The organism is Thalassotalea castellviae (genome assembly GCF_031846185.1).
Taxonomy (GTDB): domain Bacteria; phylum Pseudomonadota; class Gammaproteobacteria; order Enterobacterales; family Alteromonadaceae; genus Thalassotalea_H; species Thalassotalea_H castellviae.
Genome location: NZ_JAVRIF010000006.1, coordinates 19590 through 44287 on the forward strand (window position 1 = coordinate 19590; position 24698 = coordinate 44287).

19 protein-coding genes are annotated in these 24698 nt (G+C 35.7%); 9 read left to right on the forward strand and 10 right to left on the reverse strand.

Going from position 1 to position 24698, the window contains the following annotated elements:
* Positions 1-15: 15 nt before the first annotated feature.
* A complete protein-coding gene (gene pepQ / locus RM573_RS11665; protein WP_311581956.1) occupies positions 16-1335 on the reverse strand; it encodes a Xaa-Pro dipeptidase in 1320 nt (439 codons plus the stop codon).
* 170 nt (positions 1336-1505) lie between these two features.
* Positions 1506-3416: a transglycosylase SLT domain-containing protein gene (locus tag RM573_RS11670; RefSeq protein ID WP_311581959.1), complete on the reverse strand. Its 1911-nt coding sequence runs from the start codon at positions 3414-3416 to the stop codon at positions 1506-1508.
* A 143-nt stretch (positions 3417-3559) separates the two neighbouring features.
* Between RM573_RS11670 and RM573_RS11675 the strand changes: the two genes are divergently transcribed.
* Both RM573_RS11675 and tusA read left to right on the forward strand, forming a co-directional pair.
* A complete protein-coding gene (locus RM573_RS11675; protein ID WP_311581962.1) occupies positions 3560-4462 on the forward strand; it encodes an SPOR domain-containing protein in 903 nt (300 codons plus the stop codon).
* 14 nt (positions 4463-4476) lie between these two features.
* On the forward strand, positions 4477-4719 hold the full coding sequence (gene tusA, locus RM573_RS11680) for a sulfurtransferase TusA (RefSeq protein ID WP_311581965.1): 243 nt from the start codon (positions 4477-4479) through the stop codon (positions 4717-4719).
* A 96-nt stretch (positions 4720-4815) separates the two neighbouring features.
* Here the strand turns inward: tusA and glyS are convergent, their stop codons facing one another.
* From glyS to dnaA, 6 genes are all read right to left on the reverse strand, one after another.
* Positions 4816-6885: a glycine--tRNA ligase subunit beta gene (gene glyS / locus RM573_RS11685; protein WP_432280241.1), complete on the reverse strand. Its 2070-nt coding sequence runs from the start codon at positions 6883-6885 to the stop codon at positions 4816-4818.
* Positions 6886-6889: 4 nt separating this feature from the next.
* Positions 6890-7804: a glycine--tRNA ligase subunit alpha gene (glyQ, locus tag RM573_RS11690; protein ID WP_311581969.1), complete on the reverse strand. Its 915-nt coding sequence runs from the start codon at positions 7802-7804 to the stop codon at positions 6890-6892.
* Positions 7805-8086: 282 nt separating this feature from the next.
* On the reverse strand, positions 8087-10531 hold the full coding sequence (gene gyrB / locus RM573_RS11695) for a DNA topoisomerase (ATP-hydrolyzing) subunit B (protein WP_311581971.1): 2445 nt from the start codon (positions 10529-10531) through the stop codon (positions 8087-8089).
* A 10-nt stretch (positions 10532-10541) separates the two neighbouring features.
* Positions 10542-11627, reverse strand: coding sequence for a DNA replication/repair protein RecF (recF, locus tag RM573_RS11700; protein WP_311581974.1), 1086 nt, complete (start codon positions 11625-11627; stop codon positions 10542-10544).
* A complete protein-coding gene (gene dnaN / locus RM573_RS11705) occupies positions 11628-12731 on the reverse strand; it encodes a DNA polymerase III subunit beta (RefSeq protein ID WP_311581976.1) in 1104 nt (367 codons plus the stop codon). It lies immediately after the preceding gene.
* Between the two features lie 28 nt (positions 12732-12759).
* Positions 12760-14124: a chromosomal replication initiator protein DnaA gene (dnaA, locus tag RM573_RS11710; RefSeq protein ID WP_311581979.1), complete on the reverse strand. Its 1365-nt coding sequence runs from the start codon at positions 14122-14124 to the stop codon at positions 12760-12762.
* Between the two features lie 456 nt (positions 14125-14580).
* Between dnaA and rpmH the strand changes: the two genes are divergently transcribed.
* The 5 genes from rpmH to mnmE all read left to right on the forward strand — a co-directional run bounded on the left by rpmH (position 14581) and on the right by mnmE (position 18486).
* The gene (rpmH, locus tag RM573_RS11715) at positions 14581-14715 is read left to right on the forward strand and encodes a 50S ribosomal protein L34 (RefSeq protein ID WP_033080930.1); all 135 of its coding nucleotides are present in this window, start codon (positions 14581-14583) and stop codon (positions 14713-14715) included.
* A 39-nt stretch (positions 14716-14754) separates the two neighbouring features.
* Positions 14755-15108, forward strand: coding sequence for a ribonuclease P protein component (gene rnpA, locus RM573_RS11720; RefSeq protein WP_311581987.1), 354 nt, complete (start codon positions 14755-14757; stop codon positions 15106-15108).
* Positions 15078-15326 (forward strand): membrane protein insertion efficiency factor YidD, encoded by a 249-nt coding sequence (gene yidD / locus RM573_RS11725; protein ID WP_311581990.1) that lies wholly within the window; start codon positions 15078-15080, stop codon positions 15324-15326. Before rnpA ends, yidD begins: the two co-directional genes overlap by 31 nt.
* 6 nt (positions 15327-15332) lie before the next feature.
* On the forward strand, positions 15333-16967 hold the full coding sequence (yidC, locus tag RM573_RS11730; protein WP_311581993.1) for a membrane protein insertase YidC: 1635 nt from the start codon (positions 15333-15335) through the stop codon (positions 16965-16967).
* 148 nt (positions 16968-17115) lie between these two features.
* The gene (gene mnmE, locus RM573_RS11735) at positions 17116-18486 is read left to right on the forward strand and encodes a tRNA uridine-5-carboxymethylaminomethyl(34) synthesis GTPase MnmE (RefSeq protein WP_311581996.1); all 1371 of its coding nucleotides are present in this window, start codon (positions 17116-17118) and stop codon (positions 18484-18486) included.
* A 5-nt stretch (positions 18487-18491) separates the two neighbouring features.
* On the opposite strand, the gene RM573_RS11740 is transcribed toward mnmE, so the two are convergent.
* Together RM573_RS11740 and RM573_RS11745 are read right to left on the reverse strand one after the other, a co-directional pair.
* Positions 18492-20903, reverse strand: coding sequence for an efflux RND transporter permease subunit (locus RM573_RS11740; protein WP_311581999.1), 2412 nt, complete (start codon positions 20901-20903; stop codon positions 18492-18494).
* Positions 20904-21767, reverse strand: a complete 864-nt coding sequence (locus RM573_RS11745) for an MlaA family lipoprotein (RefSeq protein WP_311582002.1) — start codon at positions 21765-21767, stop codon at positions 20904-20906.
* A 187-nt stretch (positions 21768-21954) separates the two neighbouring features.
* On the opposite strand from RM573_RS11745, the gene mioC reads away from it, so the two are divergent.
* Entirely contained in the window at positions 21955-22398 is a 444-nt protein-coding gene (gene mioC, locus RM573_RS11750) for an FMN-binding protein MioC (protein ID WP_311582005.1), read from the forward strand.
* 405 nt (positions 22399-22803) lie between these two features.
* Positions 22804-24693, forward strand: coding sequence for a tRNA uridine-5-carboxymethylaminomethyl(34) synthesis enzyme MnmG (gene mnmG, locus RM573_RS11755; RefSeq protein ID WP_311582008.1), 1890 nt, complete (start codon positions 22804-22806; stop codon positions 24691-24693).
* Positions 24694-24698: the final 5 nt, after the last annotated feature.

Sequence of the window (24698 nt, forward strand, 5' to 3'; positions counted from 1 at the left end):
TAACTTTTACTATGTTTAGTCTAATTCTAAATCACGGGTCATATTTTCATTATGTGATTGATGAACAATAATATTATCTTCAATTCGAATCCCGCCAAATCGGCGCATTTCATCGACATTCTCCCATTGAATCATATCGCCATTTTTTGACTGTTTTAGATCTGATAGTAATGAATCGATAAAATATAAACCTGGCTCAATAGTAAAAACCTGCTCACTTTCTATGACTCTTGAAGTTCTTAAAAACGGATGGTTGTCTGGAGTATTTACATGCGTTCCACGTTCATCTGCCATAAAACCGCCGACATCATGAGTTTGAAGACCTAAATGATGACCAAGACCATGCGGGAAAAATGTACTCACCACACCAGCTTCAGCAGCAGTTGCAGCATCGACAGTTAAAAAGTCGAACTCATGTAAAACATTCGCAATGTCGCGATAAGTATTAATATGGAGATCCACATAACTTTTCCCTGGTTGAAGTCCATCAACTGCCTTCAACATTAATTGATCCATGCGGGAAATTAACTCAGCAAACTTATCACGTTTATAGGAATACGTTCTGGTAATATCAGAGGCATAACCATGAAAGTTTGCGCCTGCATCTATGAGAAATGAACGATGCACTTGAGGCACACTTCTCTCTAATGCCGTGTAATGCAAAATAGCGGTATTTTCATTTAGTGCGACTATACTTCCGTAGGGTGTTTCACTTTCGGTCTGTTGACTCGCTTTTAAATAAGCTTGCTGAATATCATATTCAGAGGCACCATCAAAAAATGCAGCTTTTGCCGCTTTATGAGCTTTCACCGCAATGCTATTGGAAAGTCGCATACATTCTTGCTCATATGATGTTTTATATGCGCGATGAAAGTGTAAATAATTCAATAATGTATCTGGATTAATACTGTCAAACCCTAACGCTTGAGCTACTTCAACGTGTGCCCCTATATAAGCGTAGCCTTTTTTATCGTAAGGCAGAAGCTGATCAACGGCAGAGGCCTTACTCAACACTTTTATGTCAAAAAACTCATTCCAATAGTTATTGGATAATTCAATCACTTTATGCCAAAAATCAGTCGGCTGATAATAAATAAGCGTCGGTTTGTCTTCACCATTGATGATTAACCAAGAGTTAGGCACATTGACCAAAGGAAGCCAATGTTTAAAATGCGGGTTAACTTTAAAGGGATAACTTAAATCATCCAAGAATACTTTAAGCTCTTGCCCAGAATGAATGACTATACCCTGCAAATTATCTCGTTTAAGCGCGTTTTTGGCTCTGATTTGTAGTTCAGCTACATGTGCTGGATATAAGGTCGAAAGTTTACTCATTCTCATGTGATCACCCTGATGAAAAATTTTAGCCATCATACCATAGCGTATTGTGCAGTTCAGCACTTGCGACTTTACATATCTATGATTGCTTTGATTTTAAAGTGATTATCGCAAGATCAATATTATGATGACTACAACACCTTATCTGAAAAAGCATTATGTAGTCATTATAACTGGGTAATATTTAGGCTATGCAACTGATCAAACAGCGAACTTTGCTCACCCACTTTATGTTGATAAATTTCTTGATAAGCCAGTACGCTTTTCACATATTCACGTGTTTCCCGAAATGGGATCGTTTCAATCCAAATATCAGCAGGTAATTCGTTTGCAGATTTTAACCACTTTTTCACGCGATAAGGTCCAGCATTATAGGCCGCAGTAGCTAGCACTTGATTTCCTTTATGCCTATCTAATAAATCTTTTAAATATTTAGTGCCTAAATTAATATTATTTTTACTATCAAGCAGGTATTTAGTCGATACCTTTTTCCGTCTTGTTAAATGTTTTGCGGTATCCGGCATTAACTGCATTAAGCCTCTCGCTCCGACAGATGAGTTTGCATCCGACATAAAGGAGCTTTCCCGACGAGTAATAGCAAAAGCCCATGCAGGGTTAATGGCATACTTACTCGCATGTTGCTTAATTTCATCGTTGAATGCTAATGGAAATCGTAAATCTACATCATCTAAATATCCCACTTGAGATAAAGCAAAAATAGCACGATCATACCAACCTATTTCATTCGCTAATTTAGCGGCTACTAACTTTTGTCGTTCTGTTAATTGTCTTAGCCAATAGTTCCATTCTAATCTTGCGTGGTAATAACGACCTAAATGAAAAAATTCAAAGGCTCGCTTGCCCGCCGCATTTTTAAAAAGCTCTATTTTTTCTTGTTCAGATATTTGTAAGGGCTTATTTTGTAAATTAACGGGTTTATCGCTATAGGTTGCTGCTAAAAATCCATAATAATGACGAGTATCTGCCAACTCCTCCATTAATTGTTTACCTAATACTTGTTCATTGGTGGCTAATAAACTGCGTGCATACCAATATTTCCATTGTTGTTTTTGTTGATAAGCATCTGGTAATGACAGTAATTCTGTTTTAATGGTTGGCCAATTTTGCTTTCTCAAAACGTCAGCTATTTTCCATTGAACGATATTGTCGGTTAAATTGTTATCATCGACTTGCTTTAACCATTCATTGGCCGATGGATGGTTTTTACTGGCTAAAGCTAATGAAAATTTTAAGGCAATTTTTTGCTGCTGTTCTTCTGTAAAAGCAAAGTTAGTTTTTGCTTGTTGATAAGATTTCAGCGCCCTATTTTGATCACGCCAAATTAATCTTTTAATACCATACGTATAAATGGTAGTTTCTTTGTCATTTTTATTTGGAAAGCGTGATAATTTCGTTATATAGGCAGGATCTCTACGTACTTTATGCCAAAGCTTCCCTAAATACTGCTCATTTTCAGGAAGCAGCCCTGTTAAATAAGGTATTAAAGTATGCTTACCACCATCAGCTGCTAGACCTAATCGCTGCCATACATGCTCTGGCGTTCGCAACCCTGCTTTTTGCCAACGTTCAAATAATGGATCACATGACTTAGGTTGAGACTTACCTACCACCCATAATTTCGCTATTTTAGGTAAAACGTTGCTTTCTGCTACACCTTTATTAAGTTGATACTGATAATAATGACAAGTGAGGTTAACGTCGTACGTTGGCTGAAAAAACTCGATAAACAGCGCCTGACGGTTTCTTTTAATTAAATAGTTCAACCATTTTTTGCGTAATGGCCAATCAAGCGGAGAACCTTGATATTTATCTAAAAAACTGGCTATTTCTTTCGCTGATGAAAGACGCATGCGGTGTATCAAGCGCTTCTGATCTAAATAAGGCTGCAATGGATAATAATTTAACTGTTGATAGAGTTCTTGATACGTTGATGAATTCGACTTCCACAGTTGTTTCTCTGCATTTTCAAAAGTCTTCCTCAATAGGTATCCTTCTGAGGCATTTGACGTAAATACAATACTGAAAAATAAGGCAAAAACTAGGAGAAACGTGCGCATAAAAAAACCTACTCTGTATATCTCTCTTTAGGTTATTCACCCTATGACAACAAAGCAAGTATATTTACCAAAAAACCATTTTCCCTATTTGGTAGTTATCAGGATTTACTGTTAATATAAAAAAAAATATCAGAATTATCCCTATGAATAAATTAACAATTATCTTTATAGTTTTCGTATTATTGCCTTTTTCCATTCTTGCTCAAGATAAACATAAAGTCGGTGCCGGCGTTAACTACCATCTCGATCAAGAAAACGGCCCTGGGTATCATATTTTTTATCAATGGCAATTTGGCGAATCGTTTGAATTTGAAACGCGATATTTTGATAATAATGACATTATGTTAGAGAACAATGACACCAATATCTTTGCCAATTACAGCCAATTTTCACTTGGTGCCAACTTTATTAAACGCTACAACAGTGATTTATCCATAAAAGCTGGAACGGGTTTAGGGTTTGTTATCAACAGCTCGAATGAAGCGGTTATCGAAAAACAAATGTCACCTTATATTATGTTAGCTGCCACCTATCAATTAACTAAAAACTTAGCCTTAGAATTTGGCCAGTTCTCTCACTTTAATAGTGAAATAATCGATACTAACCATAGTTTGTTTTTATCTCTTAGTTATCAATTTGGTCAAAAATACAGTAATTATTCGCCTGAAGTACGCACTGCAAGTCCGGCTGTTAGAACAACAACAACAACAGAAACGCCAAATCAAGTTAGACCAAGCGTCCCTGCAGCTGTGGTTGAAAAAACACCGCAAATGAAAAGACAAGCGATAAAATCGAATGTTAACAAACCTCAGTGGTATGTGCAGTTTGGTGCGTTTAGCAATATCAGTAATGCTCAACAATCTTTAACACAATTACAGCAGTTATACCCAAATATTCATTTTCAATTAGTGAATGCCAATCATTATTTTCGTATCATCAGTCATGCTTTCGAGACTAAACAACGCGCCGATGATTTTATTAGTATGTTGAAGACAGATCATAATTTAAGTGGCTATATCACTCAATTATCGCTTGCTAACAATTAATTGGGTCAGTTGTAATGAATGAAATTTTTGCAACAGCAGATCACCAGTTAGATGCCATTGGCTTAAGATGCCCTGAACCCGTTATGATGGTTAGATTAAATATACGTAAAATTAACAGTGGCGAAACTTTATTAGTGTTAGCAGATGATCCGTCTACAGCTCGAGATATACCTAGCTTTTGTCGGTTTATGGAACATCAACTCATCGCGCAACAATGTGATAGCATTCCTTTTCAATACTTAATTAAAAAGTCTTAATACTTTTTACACAATTATATTTACCTAATAAAAAAAGGTAGCACGCTATAAAACTAGCTTGCTACCTTTTCTTTAAAGTCGGTTGTTTAACGTGAATTAACTTTGTAGTAATGAAATATCTGCAATCGCTAAAAAGCTATTTCTTATCTCATTCAGTAAAGTTAAGCGGTTAATTTTCACTTGTTCATCATCTGCCATAACCATGACACTATCAAAAAACGTATCTATCGGTTGTTTAATTTGAGATAACTCAGATAAAACCGCTTTATAATCTTTTGCCGCTTGTAATGGTTTCACTTTTTCGCTGATGGCAGTGAACGTTTTAGCTAAATCAGTTTCTGCCTGTTCAGCTGCTAAAGCTGGTTTAAATTCTGTAAATAATTCACCGCTAAATTTAGCAAGTATATTACCAACACGCTTATTTGCTGCCGCTAAAGTTTCAGCCTCTGACATCGACTTAAAGTGATTGACAGCAGAAATACGTTTGTCAAAATCTAAAGGTGCTGTTGGAGCATTTGCTAACACCGCTTGAATCACATCAACTGAAATATTTTGTTCTTGATAATGTGCTCTAAAGCGACCTAATACAAAATCGATAACATCTTGTTGAGTATTTTCATTAGCTAATTTGTCACCGTATAAGGCAATACTTTCAGCAACTAATGTTTCAATATCTAAATCTAATTGTTTTTCAATGATGATACGAATTAAACCAATGGCGGCTCTTCTGAGTGCAAAAGGGTCTTTATCCCCTTTTGGTGGCTGATTAATACCAAAAATACCCACTAGCGTATCGATTTTATCTGCTATCGCGACAGAGCAGCCAATGTTCCCTTCCGGTAAGCTATCACCAGCATATCTCGGACGATATTGATCTTCCAAGGCTTGGGCCACCGCTTGCTCTTCGCCATCATGAATAGCATAGTATTTACCCATAGTACCTTGTACTTGAGGGAATTCTAAAACCATATCACTCATTAAATCTGTTTTACTTAACAATCCTGCTCGATAAGCTAACTCAGCATTTTCATCGACCTGTTTCGCGATATATTGACTTAATTGAGCAATCCGCTCTGATTTAGCTTTTAACGTGCCTAATTGTTTTTGAAACAAAACTGACTCTAAACTAGCTAATCTAGATTCAAGCGATTGTTTTTTATCTGTTTTGAAGAAAAATTCGGCATCGGCAAGTCGAGGGCGTATTACTTTTTCATTTCCAAAGATAACTTTTTCTGGGGCTTTACTTTCTATATTTGCGACAAAAATAAACTTATTAATTAACTTGCCTTGTTTATCATTCACCGGAAAATATTTTTGATGGTCTTTCATCGAATAAATCAAAGGTTCAGCCGGAACTTGTAAAAACTCTTCATCAAAAGTACCGACTAAAGTCACTGGCCACTCAACTAAGGCAGTTACTTCATCCAATAAATCTTGATCAATCAACGCATCTACCGCTAACGTTTGCTCAGTTTGTTTAATTTGCTCAATGATAAGTTGCTGTCTTTCTTGATAATCAGCGATAACAAATGCTTTTTTCAAAACAGCTTCATAATCATCGGCATGCGTCAAAGTCACCATACCTTCATGATGAAAACGATGACCTTGTAATAAATTATTTGATGATACACCTAAAGTTTCACCATTGATCACTTTATCACCGTACATCATTGTTAAGGTATGTACTGGTCTGATAAATTGAATACGTTCGCTACCCCAACGCATCGGTTTTGGTATAGGTAATTTATTTAACGCATTACTCACCATTTCTGGAATAAGCATATCTAGCGTTTGACCGGTTTGAACAGCTTTATGTAATAACCATTCACCTTTATCGGTTTTTAACCGTTGTGCTTGTTCAATGGTAATGCCATTTGAACGTGCCCAGCCTAAAGCAGCTTTGCTTGGCTCACCTTTTTCATCAAACGCTACATTAATCGCAGGACCACGTTTCTCAATCTCTTTATCTTGTTGCTTATCCACTAAACCAGTTATCTTGACAGCAAGACGTCTCGGTGACGCAAACCAGCTAGCGTCTTCATACGCTAAGTCAGCCGATTGTACCTGTGATGTAATTTGTTCAAAAAATATTGTCGCTAAGTTTTTGAGCGATTTAGGTGGTAACTCTTCCGTACCTATTTCTATTAATAATGTATCTTTCATAATCCTATTATCCTCGCTCATCTGACTTTTTACACATTGGAAAGCCTAGTTCTTCACGAGTTGCATAATATGCTTCTGCACATGCTTTCGATAAAGCACGTACTCTTAAAATATAACGTTGGCGTTCTGTTACTGAAATAGCATGTCTTGCATCTAGTAAATTAAATGCATGAGATGCCTTCATCACTTGCTCATAAGCGGGTAATGCCAAACCTGCTTCAATCAATTTTTGGCTGTCTTTTTCACACTGGTCAAATTGTGTAAACAATGCATCTACATCTGCATGTTCAAAATTATAGGCAGATTGCTCTACTTCATTTTGATGAAATACATCACCATAAAGTACTTTACCCATTGGTCCATCTGTCCAAACTAAATCATAGATGCTATCCACGTTTTGAATGTACATTGCTAAACGTTCTAACCCATAGGTAATTTCGCCAGTAACAGGAGTACACTCTAATCCACCAACTTGTTGGAAATAAGTAAATTGCGTGATTTCCATGCCATTCAACCAAATCTCCCAACCTAAACCCCACGCACCCAATGTTGGTGATTCCCAGTTATCTTCAACAAAACGAATATCATGAACTAATGGATCAATACCTAATTCTTTTAACGAATTTAAATACAGTTCTTGAATATTTTTGGGTGACGGCTTTAACATTACTTGAAATTGATAATAATGTTGCAGACGATTTGGGTTTTCACCATATCGGCCATCTGTAGGACGACGACATGGTTGAACATAAGCACTACTAATTGGTTCAGGTCCTACAGCACGTAAAAACGTCATAGGATGAAACGTACCAGCACCTACTTCTAAATCTAATGGTTGAACAATGACACAACCTTGACGTGACCAATAATCTTGCAATTGCAAAATTAAACCTTGGAATGTTTTACTATTAAACGTGCTCATGATTTTCCGATTTTTTACTGGTTAAAAATTTTCTTGCGCTAGTATACCGTTTGTCTGATTAATCGCCTAGGTACCTAAGCAATTTTCTCGAGTTATTACTCAATTTAGGCACCAAACTTTTTGATGTCCGTTCATAGTGTTAGCGCATTTTTCTATATCACTCTAATTTTATAGCTTTTGTTATCCTAATTTAGATAGTTTATAAGCCATTTGATACTTACTTTACCAAAAAGAAAAAGAGCCAACACGGCTCTTTTTTAATTTAACTGACTGATATATATACTATATATCTAAATTCGCCACTTTCAAGGCGTTATCTTCAATAAAGTTTCTACGTGGCTCTACATGATCACCCATCAAGGTATTAAATAATTGATCAGCCGCGATAGCATCTTCAATAGTCACTTGTAGCATTCTACGTGTTTCAGGATCCATGGTAGTTTCCCAAAGTTGATCTGGGTTCATTTCACCCAATCCTTTATAACGTTGAATATATTGTCCACGTTTTGACTCAGCCATCAACCAATCTAATGCTTCTTCAAAGGTCGTCGCATAGTTAACTTTTTCACCACGTTTAACATAGCCACCTTCTTCAATTAATCCGTTAATTGCTGAATTCAAGGCGATAATTGAACCAAATTCTTTTGAATCAATAAATTCAAAACTACAATTATATTCTGTATCAATTCCGTGTTTACGAACAATAAAGCTCGGGTAATAGACGTTGCGTTCACTATCTTGTTTCACTATCACAGAATAAAGTGAACCATTACCGTCTTGGTTATCTAACTGAGCAAGTAAGTTTGCTGTCCATGCTTCTACCTTAGCTTTATCAGCAAAATCTTCTACATTGATCGTTGAGCTGTATATCATTTTTTCTAAGATATCAGCGGGTATCTGTCTAGATAATCTTTTGATTGTTGCCGTTACATCTCTAAATTGATTTACCAATTTTTCTAATGCAGCTCCAGCAATTGGTGGAGCAGATTCGTTGACATGAATGGCCGCATTATCTAACGCTAATGTTGTTAAATATTCTGTTAAACCATCATCATCTTTTATATAGCGTTCTTGCTTACCTTTTTTCACTTTATAAAGTGGTGGTTGCGCAATATAAATATAACCCCTTTCCATTATCTCAGGCATTTGACGATAGAAAAATGTTAATAACAAAGTACGAATGTGAGATCCATCGACATCAGCATCGGTCATGATAATGATACTATGATAACGTAATTTATCCGGATCATATTCATCTCGACCAATACCACAGCCAAGCGCTGTGATTAACGTTCCTACCTCTTGTGAAGATATCATTTTATCAAAGCGTGCTTTTTCTACGTTTAATATTTTACCTTTCAACGGTAAGATGGCTTGGTTTTTACGATTTCGTCCCTGCTTAGCTGAGCCGCCAGCAGAGTCCCCTTCCACAATATAGAGTTCAGATAATGCAGGATCTTTTTCCTGACAATCTGCAAGTTTTCCAGGTAAACCTGCAATATCTAATGCCCCTTTTCTTCGGGTCATTTCACGTGCTTTACGTGCTGCTTCACGAGCTCTTGCTGCATCAACTATTTTCATAATAATTGTACGAGCAACGGCTGGTTTTTCTAATAAGTACTCACCTAATTTTTCACCCATTGCTTGCTCAACGGCAGTCTTAACTTCAGAAGAAACTAATTTATCTTTGGTTTGCGAAGAAAATTTCGGGTCTGGAACTTTCACTGAAATAACAGCTGTTAAGCCTTCACGGGCATCATCACCTGACGCGCTTGTTTCTGTACTACCGCCTTTCTTGGTTTTATTTAAACCTTCTTTAACCATGTAGCTATTTAACGTTCTCGTTAATGCTGTACGGAAACCACTTAAATGGGTTCCGCCATCTTTTTGTGGAATATTGTTTGTAAAACAATGAATACTTTCTTGGAAGCCGTCATTCCATTGCATAGCAACTTCAACAATAATTCCATCTTCACGTTCTAAATCAAAGTAAAAGATTTCTTCATTCACTGCTGTTTTATTGGTATTAAGGTAATCAACAAACGCTTGAATACCACCATCAAAATGGAAGTGGTCTTCTTTACCTTCTTCTCTTTCATCAATTAACCGAATTGAAATACCAGAGTTTAGAAATGATAATTCACGAATTCTTTTTACTAATAAGTCGTAATGAAAAAGTGTATCAGAGAAAGTTTCAGCACTTGGCCAAAATCTTACTTCTGTACCTGTACGTTCACTCTCACCAATAACGGCCAATGGTGCTTCAGGTTCACCTGCTTGATAAATTTGCTCATAGAGTTTCCCGCCTCTTCTTATATTAAGTTTTAACTTACTACTTAAAGCGTTTACAACGGAAATACCAACACCATGAAGACCACCTGATACTTTATAGCCAGAATCTTCACCACCAAATTTACCACCAGCATGTAATACTGTCATGATAACTTCTGCAGCAGAAACCCCTTCTTCTGGATGCATATCGGTGGGAATTCCACGTCCATCATCTTTTACAGATACAGAACCATCTAAGTGGATAGTCACAATAATATCACTACAATGACCTGCTAACGCTTCATCTATAGAGTTATCCAACACCTCAAAAACCATATGATGTAAACCAGTGCCATCATCCGTGTCACCAATATACATACCAGGTCTTTTTCGAACTGCATCAAGTCCTTTTAAAACTTTAATACTATCCGAGCCATATTCATTTTCTATTGTCATAGCGTTTAGCCTACTCAATCATTGCTTTAATTTGTCCATGTTCCACGTGAAACATGTTGTAATTATTATCGTCTGGAATTAAAGGTTCCAGTGCGACCCTATCAATTGCCGATATTATCGTTTGACAATTTAGTTGCTGATAAGCTAAAAACATAGCTTTTCGTGAACTATGATCTAGTTCAGCACCTATATCATCTATCAGTAAAATTGGCTTTATTCGTTTAACTTGTTCAATCAATTTAGATTGTGCGAAAGTTAACGCGAGCAAAAACAACTTTTGTTGTCCTCTTGATAAACGATGTTCGATTGAAGCATTATCAATTAAAAACCGTATATCAAATTTCTGTGCACCATATAAAGAAAAACCCTTTTCTAATTCTTTATATTTGTTTTCTTGTAATATGTCAGATAATTCTTTTTTATTATTCCAACCTTGTAAATATTGAATTGAAATATCTTTCCCATAACTGGGTAACATAATTTTCAACCAATAATGTAATTCTTGCTTTAAACTTTCTATGTAGCCTTTTCTTAATGAAGCGATATTTTCAGATAGCCGGCAAAATTCATCTGTCCAGTAATCCAATTGTTCCAATCCTAGCTTTGTTCTCAAACAAGCATTTCTTTGTTTATAGACTCTTTGAAACAATTTCCATTCAGATGAAAAAGAATGTTCCACGTGAAACAATCCTAAATCTACAAATTTTCTTCTTTCTTTTGGACCACCAAAAAACAATTTAAAACTTTCAGGCGTTACAATTTGAACTGCTATATTCTTCGCTAAATCAGAAAGTTTAGAAGATGCTAAACCGTTAATCTTGATTTTGCTTTCGCCAAGTTTATTTCTTTGTATACCCAATTGAGTATTTTCATTTGATTTAACACTGATAATAAAATCATCAAAACCAATTTGAATTAAACTATCAACTTTACTTGTTCTAAATGATTTACCGTGACCTAAATAAAATAAAGATTCTAATAAGCTACTTTTACCACTACCGTTATCACCAACTAAAAAATTTAAATCTGAATGTAGCGCTAATTTATTGGAAGCTAAATTTCTGAAATTTATAGTGTGTAATTCTTTTACAGACATTTACAAACGCATTGGCATTACAACGTAAATTGCTTCACCGGAGTTTTCACCTTCAATAACGACACTACTGTTTGCATCAGCTAGAGTAAATTTAACAACAGGATCTTTAATGGCATTTAAAACATCAAGCACATAGTTTACGTTAAAACCAATTTCAACTTCATCATAAGGAAACTCTATTTCTATGACTTCTTCCGCTTGTTCTTGTTCAGGGTTGTTCGCGGTAATTTTTAACTCTGAATTAGCAAAGTTAAGTCTAACCCCTTTAAACTTTTCGTTAGATAAAATAGACGCTCTTGATAAAACTTGCTTAAGCTGGTCTTTATCCGTGTTTAAAATTTTATCACCGTTTCTTGGTAAAACTCGACGATAATCAGGAAAACGACCATCGACTAGTTTACTGGTAAACGAGAACTCATTATCAATAATTCGAATATGGTTAGAACCTAAAAATACTTGAACGTCTTCTTCGACAGGATCAAGTAAGCGAATAATTTCTAAAATACCTTTACGGGGAACAATCACTTGCCGATTTGGCAATTCAAGTGATTCGTTAGCTAGCTTACAAATAGCTAATCGGTGACCATCTGTTGCGACAGAACGTATTTCAGTACCTTCTGTTTCAATAGACATACCATTTAAATAGTATCTAACATCTTGATTAGCCATTGAAAAATGTGTGCTTTCAATAAGACGTAATAACTCTGATTTACACAGTTTAAATTCCACGTCACCTTTCCATTGTTCAATATTAGGAAAGTCAGTCGCCGGTAGCGTAGATAAGGAATATTTACTTCTGCCTGAAGAAATCGTCACTGTATCGTTATCAGATTCAAAATTAATTAAAGAACCTTCAGGTAAGCTTTTACAAATATCGAGTAATTTTCTCGCAGGAATTGTTAATTTACCATCTTCACCTTGGTTTTCAACAACTGCGTAAGAGACCATTTCAAGCTCTAAATCAGTGGCCGTTAAAGTAAGTGACTGCTCACTTACATCAAGCAAAATATTACCCAAAATAGGTAATGTGCTTTTCCTTTCTACTGCTCCAGAAACGAGTAATAAAGGCTTTAATAATAATTCTCTGTTTAATGAAAACTTCATTGGTTACCTACTGTTCTTAACCTTATTATTAGGATGAAAGAGTTCTAGTCAAGTTAGAATAATCTTCTTTAATGTCGTGGGATTCTTCACGTAAATCCTTTACCTTCCGGCAAGCATGCAACACAGTTGTATGATCTTTTCCGCCAAATGCATCACCTATTTCAGGTAAGCTATGGTTTGTTAATTCTTTAGATAATGCCATTGCAATTTGTCTAGGTCTAGCAACAGATCTATTTCTTCTTTTTGAAAGTAAATCAGCCACTTTGATCTTGTAATACTCAGCAACAGTTTTCTGTATGTTATCGATAGTAACTAACTTATCCTGTAAGGCAAGTAAATCTCTTAACGCTTCTTTAACAAAATCAATATTAATTGCTCTACCAGTGAAATTTGCATTAGCAATAACACGATTAAGAGCACCTTCTAATTCTCTCACATTTGAACGTAATCGTTTAGCAATAAAAAAAGCAACTTCATCAGCCAAATTAATATGACTTTCTTGGGCTTTGCGTTTTAGTATTGCAACACGGGTTTCAAGCTCAGGTGGTTCAATCGCTATCGTCAGGCCCCAACCAAAACGAGATTTAAGTCTATCTTCAACATCAACTTCTTTAGGGTAACGATCACTGGTGAGAATGATTTGTTGATTACCCTCAAGCAAAGCGTTAAAGGTATGAAAAAACTCTTCTTGAGTACGGTCTTTTCCGGCAAAAAACTGAATATCATCGATTAATAGCGCATCAACACTGCGATAGTATTGTTTAAACTTTTCCATGGCATTATTTTGTAGCGCTCTTACCATATCTTGAACAAATCGTTCTGAATGCATATAAGCAATTTTGGCATTAGGCTTATTGAGCAAAATACCATTACCAACCGCATGTAATAAATGGGTTTTACCTAATCCTGTTCCGCCGTAAATAAATAAAGGATTATAAGCAGAGCCAGGGTTATCGGCTACTTGAGACGCAGCAGCTCTGGCTAACTGATTAGATTTACCTTCAACGAAATTATCAAAAGTATAATTAACTCTGACGTTGGTTTTTTTGGGGATATTAGGCTCAGGATCTATATTTTGTTGTGGCCTACTCTCTCTCATAGAAGGAGCAAAGTGACTCTCGTTGTTAACTGGAGCAGGTGCTACTTTTGGTATGCTTCCCACGTCAAAACGTAATAAAGGTGGATTGCCATTTTCTTCAAATGAAACTAATTCAGTGATGCGTGCAACATATTTATCACGCACCCAATCAAGTACAAACCGATTAGGTGCATATAAGGTCATAATATTATCATCGATCACGCATTGAAGTGGTCGGATCCACATACTAAATTGTTGAGCAGGAAGTTCTTCTTGCAAAATAGAAAGGCAACGTTGCCACAAAGAGTGATCCAAGAAAAGCTCCTAGCTGATTTAATGCCAACAATTTACGAAAAAGGTAGGCTTTAATAATGTTATTTTTATTTGATAAGGCATTATCTCTTTAGTTATCCACAACTTCAACAGGTGTCTGAAAAATAAATGACACCTCAGGAGAAACAAACGCTTAACACTTTGATTAAAAACACAATATTTAACTTATAATTTATTAACACTAAAATATAATAGATAGAATAAATTACTATTTAGAACCATAAAAAGGACAAATAATCAACAACATGATCTAATTTTGTTATCAAACTGTGGATAGTAATGTGATCACACAAAGATCAATAAAGGATCTTTTGTTATTATATTGATATTAGCCGTTGACAATTATTCCTATAATGTATAGAATTCTGCCTCTTTTTTAGACCCAGTGTGCTCAAAACGGCGGTTATGCCAGGGCAACAACAACCGACGGATAGCGTAATGAAAAGAACATTTCAACCTAGCGTATTAAAACGTAAGCGTAATCACGGATTCCGTGCTCGCATGGCAACTAAAAACGGCCGTGCTGTAATTGCACGTCGTCGTGCTAAAGGCCGTGCAAGTCTTAGCGCTTAAACTTTTTGTTGAATCATCAATAGAAAGCAGGTAACCCAAATGGTTACTTACGAATTTAATCGGGAGTCACGTTTGTTGACTCCCGGTCAATTCCAAACAGTATTTACAAAACCTCTACGTTTTGGCTCTAATCATATTACTGTTCTCATAACACCCAACCCAGAAAAAACTAATCGCTTAGGTTTAGCTATTGCTAAAAAACGCGTTAAATTAGCGGTTCAACGCAATAGAATTAAACGTCAAATACGAGAAAGTTTTCGACTTAATCAACACAACTTACCTGGTGTAGATATGGTAGTAATGGTTAAATCGGGTACTGACAAGTTAGATAACCAAGAAATTAGACGACAATTAGAAAAAATATGGCGAAAAATAATTCAACGCCACAATTAATAGCAATATCACTCGTAAAAGCCTACCAACGTTGGCTTAGCCCACTGCTTGGCAACAATTGTCGATTCACTCCAACTTGTTCTTTTTATGCCATTGAAGCAATAAATCGCTTTGGTGTGATAAAAGGTAGTTGGTTAGCAGGCAAACGTATACTAAAATGCCATCCATTAAATGCGGGTGGAGAAGATCCCGTACCACCACTAAAAAAAGAGAAATAACATATTATGGAATCTCAACGCAGTTTTCTGTTCATTGCGCTTATGGTAGTAACTTTTTTACTCTACCAACAATGGCAGCTTGATCATGCCCCTGTGCAACAACCGGTAGCGACTAATCAAGTAGATTCGTCGGTTCCAAATACATCTTCAAATGATGAATTTGTTCCAGCATCAAGCACAGCAACCACCCCTGTTGTTAAACCAACAACCTCAAGCGCCGCTTTGGTAGAAGTCACAACTGACGTATTAAAAATTAAAATTAATACTCAAGGTGGTGATATAGTTGAAGCAACCTTACTCGATTATGAAACAGAGCAAGGCAGTGGTGTTCCCTTTACCATGTTACAAAATGGTACCTTTAAATATATCGCACAAAGTGGGTTAACGGGTGCTCAAGGCATAGATAGAGTGGTAAAAGGTCGTCCAATTTATCAAGTTGAGTCAAAGCACTATCAATTAACAGGTGAAGAGCCTCTCGTCATTGATTTAAGCTATGTTGCAAACAATGGCTTATCTGTTATCAAGCGTTTTACCTTTGAAAAATCAAATTATAAAGTTAACGTAGATTATATAATTGATAATAATTCTGACGCAGCTGCAAGTATTGAATTATATGCACAGTTAAAACAATCTTCATTAGTTGATACATCAAGTGCCTTAATACCCACTTATCGTGGCGCAGCATACTCAACAAAAGAAGAACGTTATGAAAAATATGATTTTGAAGATATTGCTGATGCAAACTTAAACGTTACCACCCAAGGTGGTTGGGTTGCTATGTTACAGCATTATTTTGTTTCATCGTGGATCCCGAATCAAACAGAAGCCAATTTGTTGTATACCAGTTTCACAAGTAATCAAGATGCTGTGATAGGTTTTAAATCACCTGCTTTAATTATTGAGCCAAAACAACAAGCTACTGCTTCGGCAAGCTTTTATGTAGGTCCAAAAGATCAAGATGCGCTAGAAAAAATCGCTGATGGATTAGACTTAACTGTCGATTTCGGTTTCTTATTTATGATCAGTTCACCGTTGCACTGGTTATTACTTCAAATACAAGCACTAGTAGTAAACTGGGGCGTGGCAATTATCATTATTACCATTATTGTGAAAGGTGTGATGTACCCGCTAACGAAAGCGCAATATACCTCAATGGCAAAAATGCGTGAACTAGCACCGAAAATGGCGCAACTAAAAGAACGATTTGGTGATGATCGCCAAAAAATGTCTCAAGCTACCATGGAAATGTATCGAAAGGAAAAGGTCAATCCAGCTGGAGGTTGTTTACCTCTGCTAATTCAAATGCCTATTTTCTTAGCCTTATATTGGGTATTTTTAGAAAGTGTTGAATTACGCCATGCAACTTTTGGCTTATGGCTACAAGATTTATCGTCAAAAGACCCTTACTACATTTTGCCGGTATTGATGGGGGTAAGTATGTTCATTATGCAGAAAATGCAACCAATGACCGTACAAGACCCTATGCAGCAAAAAATAATGCAGTACATGCCTGTTATGTTTACTATCTTTTTCTTCTGGTTCCCATCAGGCTTAGTATTATATTGGTTAGTCAGTAATGTTATTTCTATCATTCAAATGAAAATTATATTTGCGGGCATAGAAAAAAAGAAAGCGAGCTAACGAAGTAAATTGCACCAATCGAAAAAGCGACTTATTAGTCGCTTTTTTATTGACTAAAAATGACGAAATTCCAAGATATCCAATCATTAAGTAACCGTTTATAATAAACTTAATTTAATGATGAAGACCAAAACCGAGTTAATCTGCAATGTTACAAGCCTATAAAGAAACAATCGCTGCACAAGCAACCGCGCCAGGAAGAGGCGGCGTTGGCATCATAAGAGTATCTGGTCCTGAAGTAAAAAATGTTGCCCAAGCCATTTTAGGTAAAGTACCCGAGTTAAGGAAAGCAGAATACTTACCTTTTCATGCCTTAGATAACCAAGTACTCGACCAAGGAATAGCCCTGTATTTTAAAGGGCCCAATTCATTCACTGGTGAAGATGTTTTAGAACTACAAGGTCATGGCGGCCCTGTTATTTTAGATATGTTATTAAAAGAAATTTTAACCATAGATAAAATAAGAATGGCAAAACCGGGGGAATTTAGTGAACAAGCTTTTATCAATGATAAGCTTGATTTAACCCAAGCAGAAGCCATTGCCGATTTAATTAACTCGAGTTCTGAGCAAGCTGCTCGTTGTGCCTTGCATTCTCTACAAGGTGACTTTTCTAAATTGGTTAATGAAATGGTAAATTCAACAATCCATTTAAGAATGTATGTTGAAGCTGCTATTGATTTTCCTGAAGAAGAAATTGATTTTCTTGCCGATGAAAAAATTGTCAATGATCTCAAAGCCATTATTAAACAAGTAGAAGATGTACAACAACAAGCTCAACAAGGCAGCATTATCCGTGAAGGTATGCGCGTGGTAATTGCGGGTCGGCCAAATGCAGGTAAATCAAGCTTATTAAATGCGCTTAGTGGCAGAGAAAGTGCAATTGTCACAGATATTGAAGGAACGACAAGAGATGTTCTTTCGGAGCAAATCCATATTGATGGTATGCCACTCCATATAATTGATACTGCTGGGCTACGAGACAGCGCTGATAAAGTAGAACAAATAGGTATTGAACGTGCTTGGCAAGAAATAAATCAAGCAGATCGCGTACTCTTGATGGTTGATTCCACCAAAGAAGAATATCAAAATCCGAAAGATATTTGGCCTGAATTTTTTGAAAAATTGCCAGAAAACATTGGGTTAAGTGTGATAAGAAATAAAGCAGATCTATCCGGTAAACCCACGGGGATAGAAGTTAACAATGCGTTACCAACCATAACCTTATCAGCAAAAACAGGCCAAGGTACAAAAGAGTTAAAAGAACATTTAAAAGAAATAATGGGCTATCAAGGAAATACTGAAGGTGGTTTTATGGCTCGCCGACGTCATCTTTCGGCTTTAAAAGAGGCTCATCATCATTTAGTGGTAGGATTAGAACAACTTGAAGCTTATGTCGCCGGTGAAATACTTGCTGAAGAGCTACGCTTATGTCAGGAAGCGCTCAATAAAATAACCGGTGAATTTACCAATGATGACTTATTAGGCGAAATATTCTCTTCGTTTTGTATTGGTAAGTAATGAATTTAAGTTAAATACTTCTTCAACATCACCGGCAGAATAGTCATGTCGGTGATCAATGCTACAAACATGGCAATACTGGTTAATAAACCAAACAACATACTGGGTACAAAGTTGGAAAACACCAACATACCAAAACCAATAATAATGATTAATGTTGTGTACATTAATGCATATCCAACCGATAAATTAGTTTGTTTGATTATGTTCAATTTAGTTGATGAGTCTGCACTGCCCTTTTTGCTAATATTTGAATTTTCTTCTAAATAGCGATGAACATAATGGATAGTATCATCCATTGAAATTCCCATTGCGACTGTCGCAATCGTGATTGTCATTAAGTCTAACGGAATAGCAAACCATCCCATAATCCCCATAATTATAGCGGTAGTAATGATATTAGGTATCAACGAAATAACCGCTATTTTCAATGAAGAAAAAATCACCATTAAAATAACGGTCATCGCGGCATAAACCATTAATAATGTTAGAATTTGTGAATCAACAAGCTTAGTTAAAATATGCTGATATAAAACAAATAAACCAGTAAGTTGATAATCACTTTTCGCTAAGCCTAAATTGGCTAATTCTTGATGAATATTTTTCAATAAATCAGCTCGATTCAACCCCTGATAACTGTCTTGAATTCGAGTACTAATCCGAAGTTCATTGTTGGAAGGTGAAAAATAACCACCAAATAAATCTTGTTGTATGTCTTTATCTAAGCTTTTATATAACACCGTTAGTTCATATTCAGTGAGAGGCTTGCCGTTAACCACTTGGGCAATGCGAGTAAAGTCAGCCACAGAAGTAATATTACCTATGGCCTTTTGTTGACTTAACATTGTTTGAATTGCCGTGATAGTTTGTACGGTTTCGGCGGACAAAATTAACGGTTGTTTTTGCTGCGATTTTGGAATTTTATATAACACGTCAAAAGTCGTTGACCCTCCAAACTCTTGATCGATAAATGTTAATTCACGTTTAACGTCAGTAGATGTTGAAAAGTAATTTAAAAAACTATTTTCGGCGGTTAATTTAAAACATCCTACTCCGAAAGCTAATGTAACAATGATGGTAAATAGGCTAATTTTAGTCGGTATGCGATTTACCAAAGTTGCCATGCCAGACATAAATCCTTCTATTAACGAATGTTTTGCCACGTGCTTTTGAATGGAAAAAAAACTAATTAATAACGCAGGAAAAAAAATCAAGCTCACTAACACACTTACTGACATAGCGATTACCATCATCCAACCAAAACTAATAACAGGCTGAACCGAACTAAATATTAAGGTAGCAAAACCAACAGTTGTGGTGATGCCGGCAAAAAAACAGGGTTTAAATTTAGATTTAATGGTTGCTAAGACTAAAGCTGTTTGAGTATGAAATCGTTCAGCTTCGACAAATTCTTGATATTGAATAATGATGTGAATGATCATCGCAAGCGATAAAATGATCTGCAAAGCAATAACATTGGCAGAAATCACCGTAACTTTTAGGGCAAATACCGCAAGCAAACCTAGCGTAATAATGACACTTACCGTGCAACAAAATATCGGTAAAAACACCCAACTAAATTGTCGAAACAAATAAGTCAAAATAACAATAACAGCAATTAAAATAATACTACCAAATAGCAACAAGTCACTTTCAATAATATTAATCAATTCATAGGCTAATAAATTGTTCCCCCCAAGGTAAAATTCATTTTCAGTACCATATTTTTTAATAATACTTCGAATACGGGTTATTTCTTCAATACGTGTTTTATCCAGTGATTTAGAAATAACATCTTGTTTGTTTTTTAAAGTAGCTAACTGTGCTTTTTCTGATGCCTGTAAATCACGTTCGAGTAAATGCTGCTTTATCGCAAGACTTTCTGCTTGTAAATTTACGAGTGTTTGATCTTCCTGAAAAACCACCTGTAAAGCTAAAGCGGTTTGCTGTTTATTCACTAACAACCCTTCATATAAAGGGTGATTTTTTAAGGTTTTTTGTAAAAGTTCAGCTGGATATTGTTGTGCTTGCCAGGTCAAAGAATTTACATCGCCAGAAAAATTAGTCGCATTGGCGAAAATAGGTACATTAGCTATGCTACGCACTTGTGATACGCGATCTATTGCCGAAATTTCATTACCAAGCTTGGTTAGTTTAGCTAAATTTTCGTGTGAAAATATATCACCACTTTTAGGTTTAAAAGCAATTAAAATAAACTCTTGGGCACCATAACGTTGATCACTCATTTGGCTAATAATATGGTGTCTATTATTATCGACTAAGAGAGTATCAGCCGAAGCATCTATTTCAAAATGAGTCGCTTGCCAGGCTAAAAAGCCCGTTAAAATGATAAAAAACAAACAAATAACTTTAGCAAACAAAGCAATTTTCTTATCGGGCAATGTACGGTTATTCATCTAATGTTTATCCATCTGATTATTTTTATCCTTGATAATTAACGGTTTTTCACCAAACTCTTGATCTCTTTTACTTCCTTGTATGTATAAATTTCGAATAAACTCATAACGATTATCAACTCCCTCCAGCATTTGAGGATATTTCGCTAACACAGGAATTTGACGATGCACGCCATTAATGATCAAAAGCTGTGTAGCAGCTTCATCATCATTAATATGATTGAGTGGATGAGCGTATTGATCAAAAGGCATCGCCACTAAACCGCGAACATTTGATGGCCCGATAAAAGGCAAAACTAAATAAGCCCCTCGACCCACACCATATCTTTCAATAGTTTTCGCAAAACCAGTAGTGTCTGCATTAATTTCAAACCAGTGACTTGCTGGATCAAACATACCAAACAACCCAATAGTAGAGTTGATTAATAGTCGAGATAAATTATTCGCTGAACGTTTAAATTCACCTTGAAATAAATGATTAATTGCAGAAACAGGCTCTGATAGATTATTAAAAAAATTACGAATACCTTGATCAATAGGCTCAGGCATAACCGCCTGATAACCTTTACTAAAAGGAGTTAACAGGTATTCATAAAACACGTCATTAAAGGAAAATATTGGTTCATTAATAAATCTAAGCGGATCATCTATAACCTGATAAGTCACAACAGAAGGGGCATGAGTATTTTGTTGATAAGGACCTAAATCAGTTTGCTGTTGTTGGGTAACAACTTTGGTTTCGTCTTTAATATTATCAGGAGCAGAACTACAGGCAGCTAGTAAACTAATTAACAATAAAACAGCAAAATCACGTCGACAATAAATGGATAATGAAAAAAGTTTATTCCTGAAAATGTTTATCACAATATGCTTCCTTCAACTTAATTCTAATAAATAGATCAACAGCTTCTAAGCACTATAACAAAAATTTTTATCATTCATATTGCCTTAACCTAATTAACTATTGATGTAACATAATTAAAAACCTTTTAACTATGCCAAGCTAAAAATATAATGAAAACATTAATTATAATTTCATTCAGGTGAGTAAATGGCATCAATACAAATAATCGTTGGCAGTATGTTAGGTGGAAGTGAATATGTTGCAGAAGCATGTGAAGAAGTATTAACTGCTTTAAATCATCAAACAGAAGTACATTTATCACCCGATTTTTCTCAAATACCAATCGAAAATCAAACATGGCTAATTTGTACATCTACTCATGGTGCGGGTGAATACCCAGATAATATTCAAGCCTTTGTTAATAACTTATCTGAAACAACCAATGATCTATCTAGTTTACGCTTTTTTGTTATTGGTCTAGGAGATACCAGCTACGATACCTTTTGTTATGCAGCAAAAAATATAAATAAGCTATTAAAATCAAAAGGTTCTATAGAAATCATTCCAATAAAAACATTTGATATGCTTGAAGATATAGATCCTGAAGAGGAAGCTAAACAGTGGATCATTAAAAATAACGATCATATTTAAAATAAACACAACAAAGTTATCAACAACTTCACACTAAAAAAACCATAATTGTGGATAAAAATAAAATAAGCTATGGATTAAGCGTTATTTTCCAGTTTACAAAAAATTAATTAAATCCACTTGTGGATAAATATAGCTTTTGATCATAGCTTATAAGTCGATTGATCAATGTTTGATCACAACAAAGGATCCTAAATAATCAATTGATCTTTATGAAGAAAAAGCACTTACCCACAGAAAAGCTGTTTACTAATAAGTAATAATAATAAGATCTTTAAATAGATCTTATATATTATTTAACGATCCAGTGAAGATCATTTAATGAAAATGATCGTTTCACTTAACGGTAAAAACAGTTAAAATACGTGCCCTTTTATTTTTAAATATTTTTCTAAGGTTTATTTTATGTGGTATCAAGAATCATACGATGTCATTGTTGTTGGTGGTGGACATGCAGGCACTGAAGCTGCATTAGCCTCAGCACGTATGGGCTGTAAGACTCTATTGCTTACCCATAATATCGATACTTTAGGACAAATGTCGTGTAATCCAGCTATTGGTGGAATTGGTAAAGGACATTTAGTTAAAGAAATTGATGCCTTAGGTGGATTAATGGCGACGGCGACGGATCATGCTGCGATTCAATTTAGAACGCTAAATGCGAGTAAAGGGCCAGCTGTTAGAGCAACTAGAGCCCAAGCAGATAGGGTTTTATATCGTTCATTTGTTAGAAACTTTTTAGAAAATCAACAGAATTTAACAATATTTCAACAACCTTGTGATGATCTTATTTTAGACAATGATCAAGTTGTCGGTGTTTCAACCCAAATGGGCCTAAAGTTTAAAGCTCAAACAGTTGTGTTAACCGTTGGTACTTTTCTCGCAGGTCAAATACACATAGGGATGAACAACTATCAAGGTGGTAGAGCCGGGGATCCAGCAAGTGTAAATTTGGCGAATAAATTAAAAGATTTACCTTTTAGAATTGATCGTTTAAAAACAGGTACACCACCACGCTTAGATGCTAGAACACTTGATTTTTCTCAAATGGAAGAACAACCGGGTGATGATCCAAGACCAGTATTTTCATTTTTAGGATCACGAAAAGATCATCCAGAACAAGTGTCGTGTTTTATTACACATACCAATGAAAAAACCCATGATATTATTCGCGGTGGCTTAGATAGATCTCCTATGTATACTGGTGTTATTGAAGGTATCGGCCCTCGTTATTGCCCATCAATTGAAGATAAAATTCATCGTTTTTCTGAAAAAGATTCACATCAAATTTTTGTCGAGCCAGAAGGTTTAACCACTCACGAGATTTATCCTAATGGTATTTCAACAAGCTTACCTTTTGATGTACAAATGAATTTAGTACGTTCAATCAAAGGTTTTGAGAATGCCCATATCACTCGACCAGGTTATGCGATTGAATATGACTTTTTTGATCCTCGTGATTTAAAACAAACGTTAGAAAGTAAGCTCGTGAATAACTTGTATTTTGCTGGCCAAATTAACGGAACGACTGGTTATGAAGAAGCTGGCGCGCAAGGATTAATTGCTGCTACCAATGCGGCAGCAAGAGTACAAGGTAAAGATGAGTTAGTGCTAGGTAGAGATCAGGCTTATATGGGGGTTTTGGTTGATGATTTAGCAACGTTGGGTACTAAAGAACCGTATCGTATGTTCACTTCCCGCGCAGAATATCGTTTATTATTACGTGAGGATAATGCCGATATTCGATTAACTGAAATTGGTCACAAACTTGGTTTAGTGGATGAAAATCGTTGGCGTCGTTTTAACGAAAAAATGGAAAATATTGAAGTTGAGCGTCAGCGTTTAAAATCAAAATGGATCCAAAAAGATCACCCTGCAGCAGAAAAAATAAATCCATTATTAAAAAATCCGATTAGTCGTGAAAATAATCTTGAAGATTTAATTCGTCGTCCTGAAGTACGTTATGATGATTTAATGGAAATTGAAGGCATTGGACCAGCGCTTGCTGATAAACAAGCCGCTGAGCAAGTAGAAATTCAAATTAAGTATGCCGGTTATATTGATCGCCAACTTGATGATATTGCAAAGAAAAAACGTCATGAAGATACGTTAATTCCACATGATTTTGATTATGGCCAAATTTCAGGGTTATCTAATGAAGTCGTTGCAAAGTTAACGGATGCAAAACCAGAATCAATTGGTAAAGCATCACGAATTTCAGGGATAACCCCCGCAGCTATTTCACTTTTACTTGTGTACTTAAAAAAACATGGCCTTTTAAGGAAGTCAGCGTAAACTGT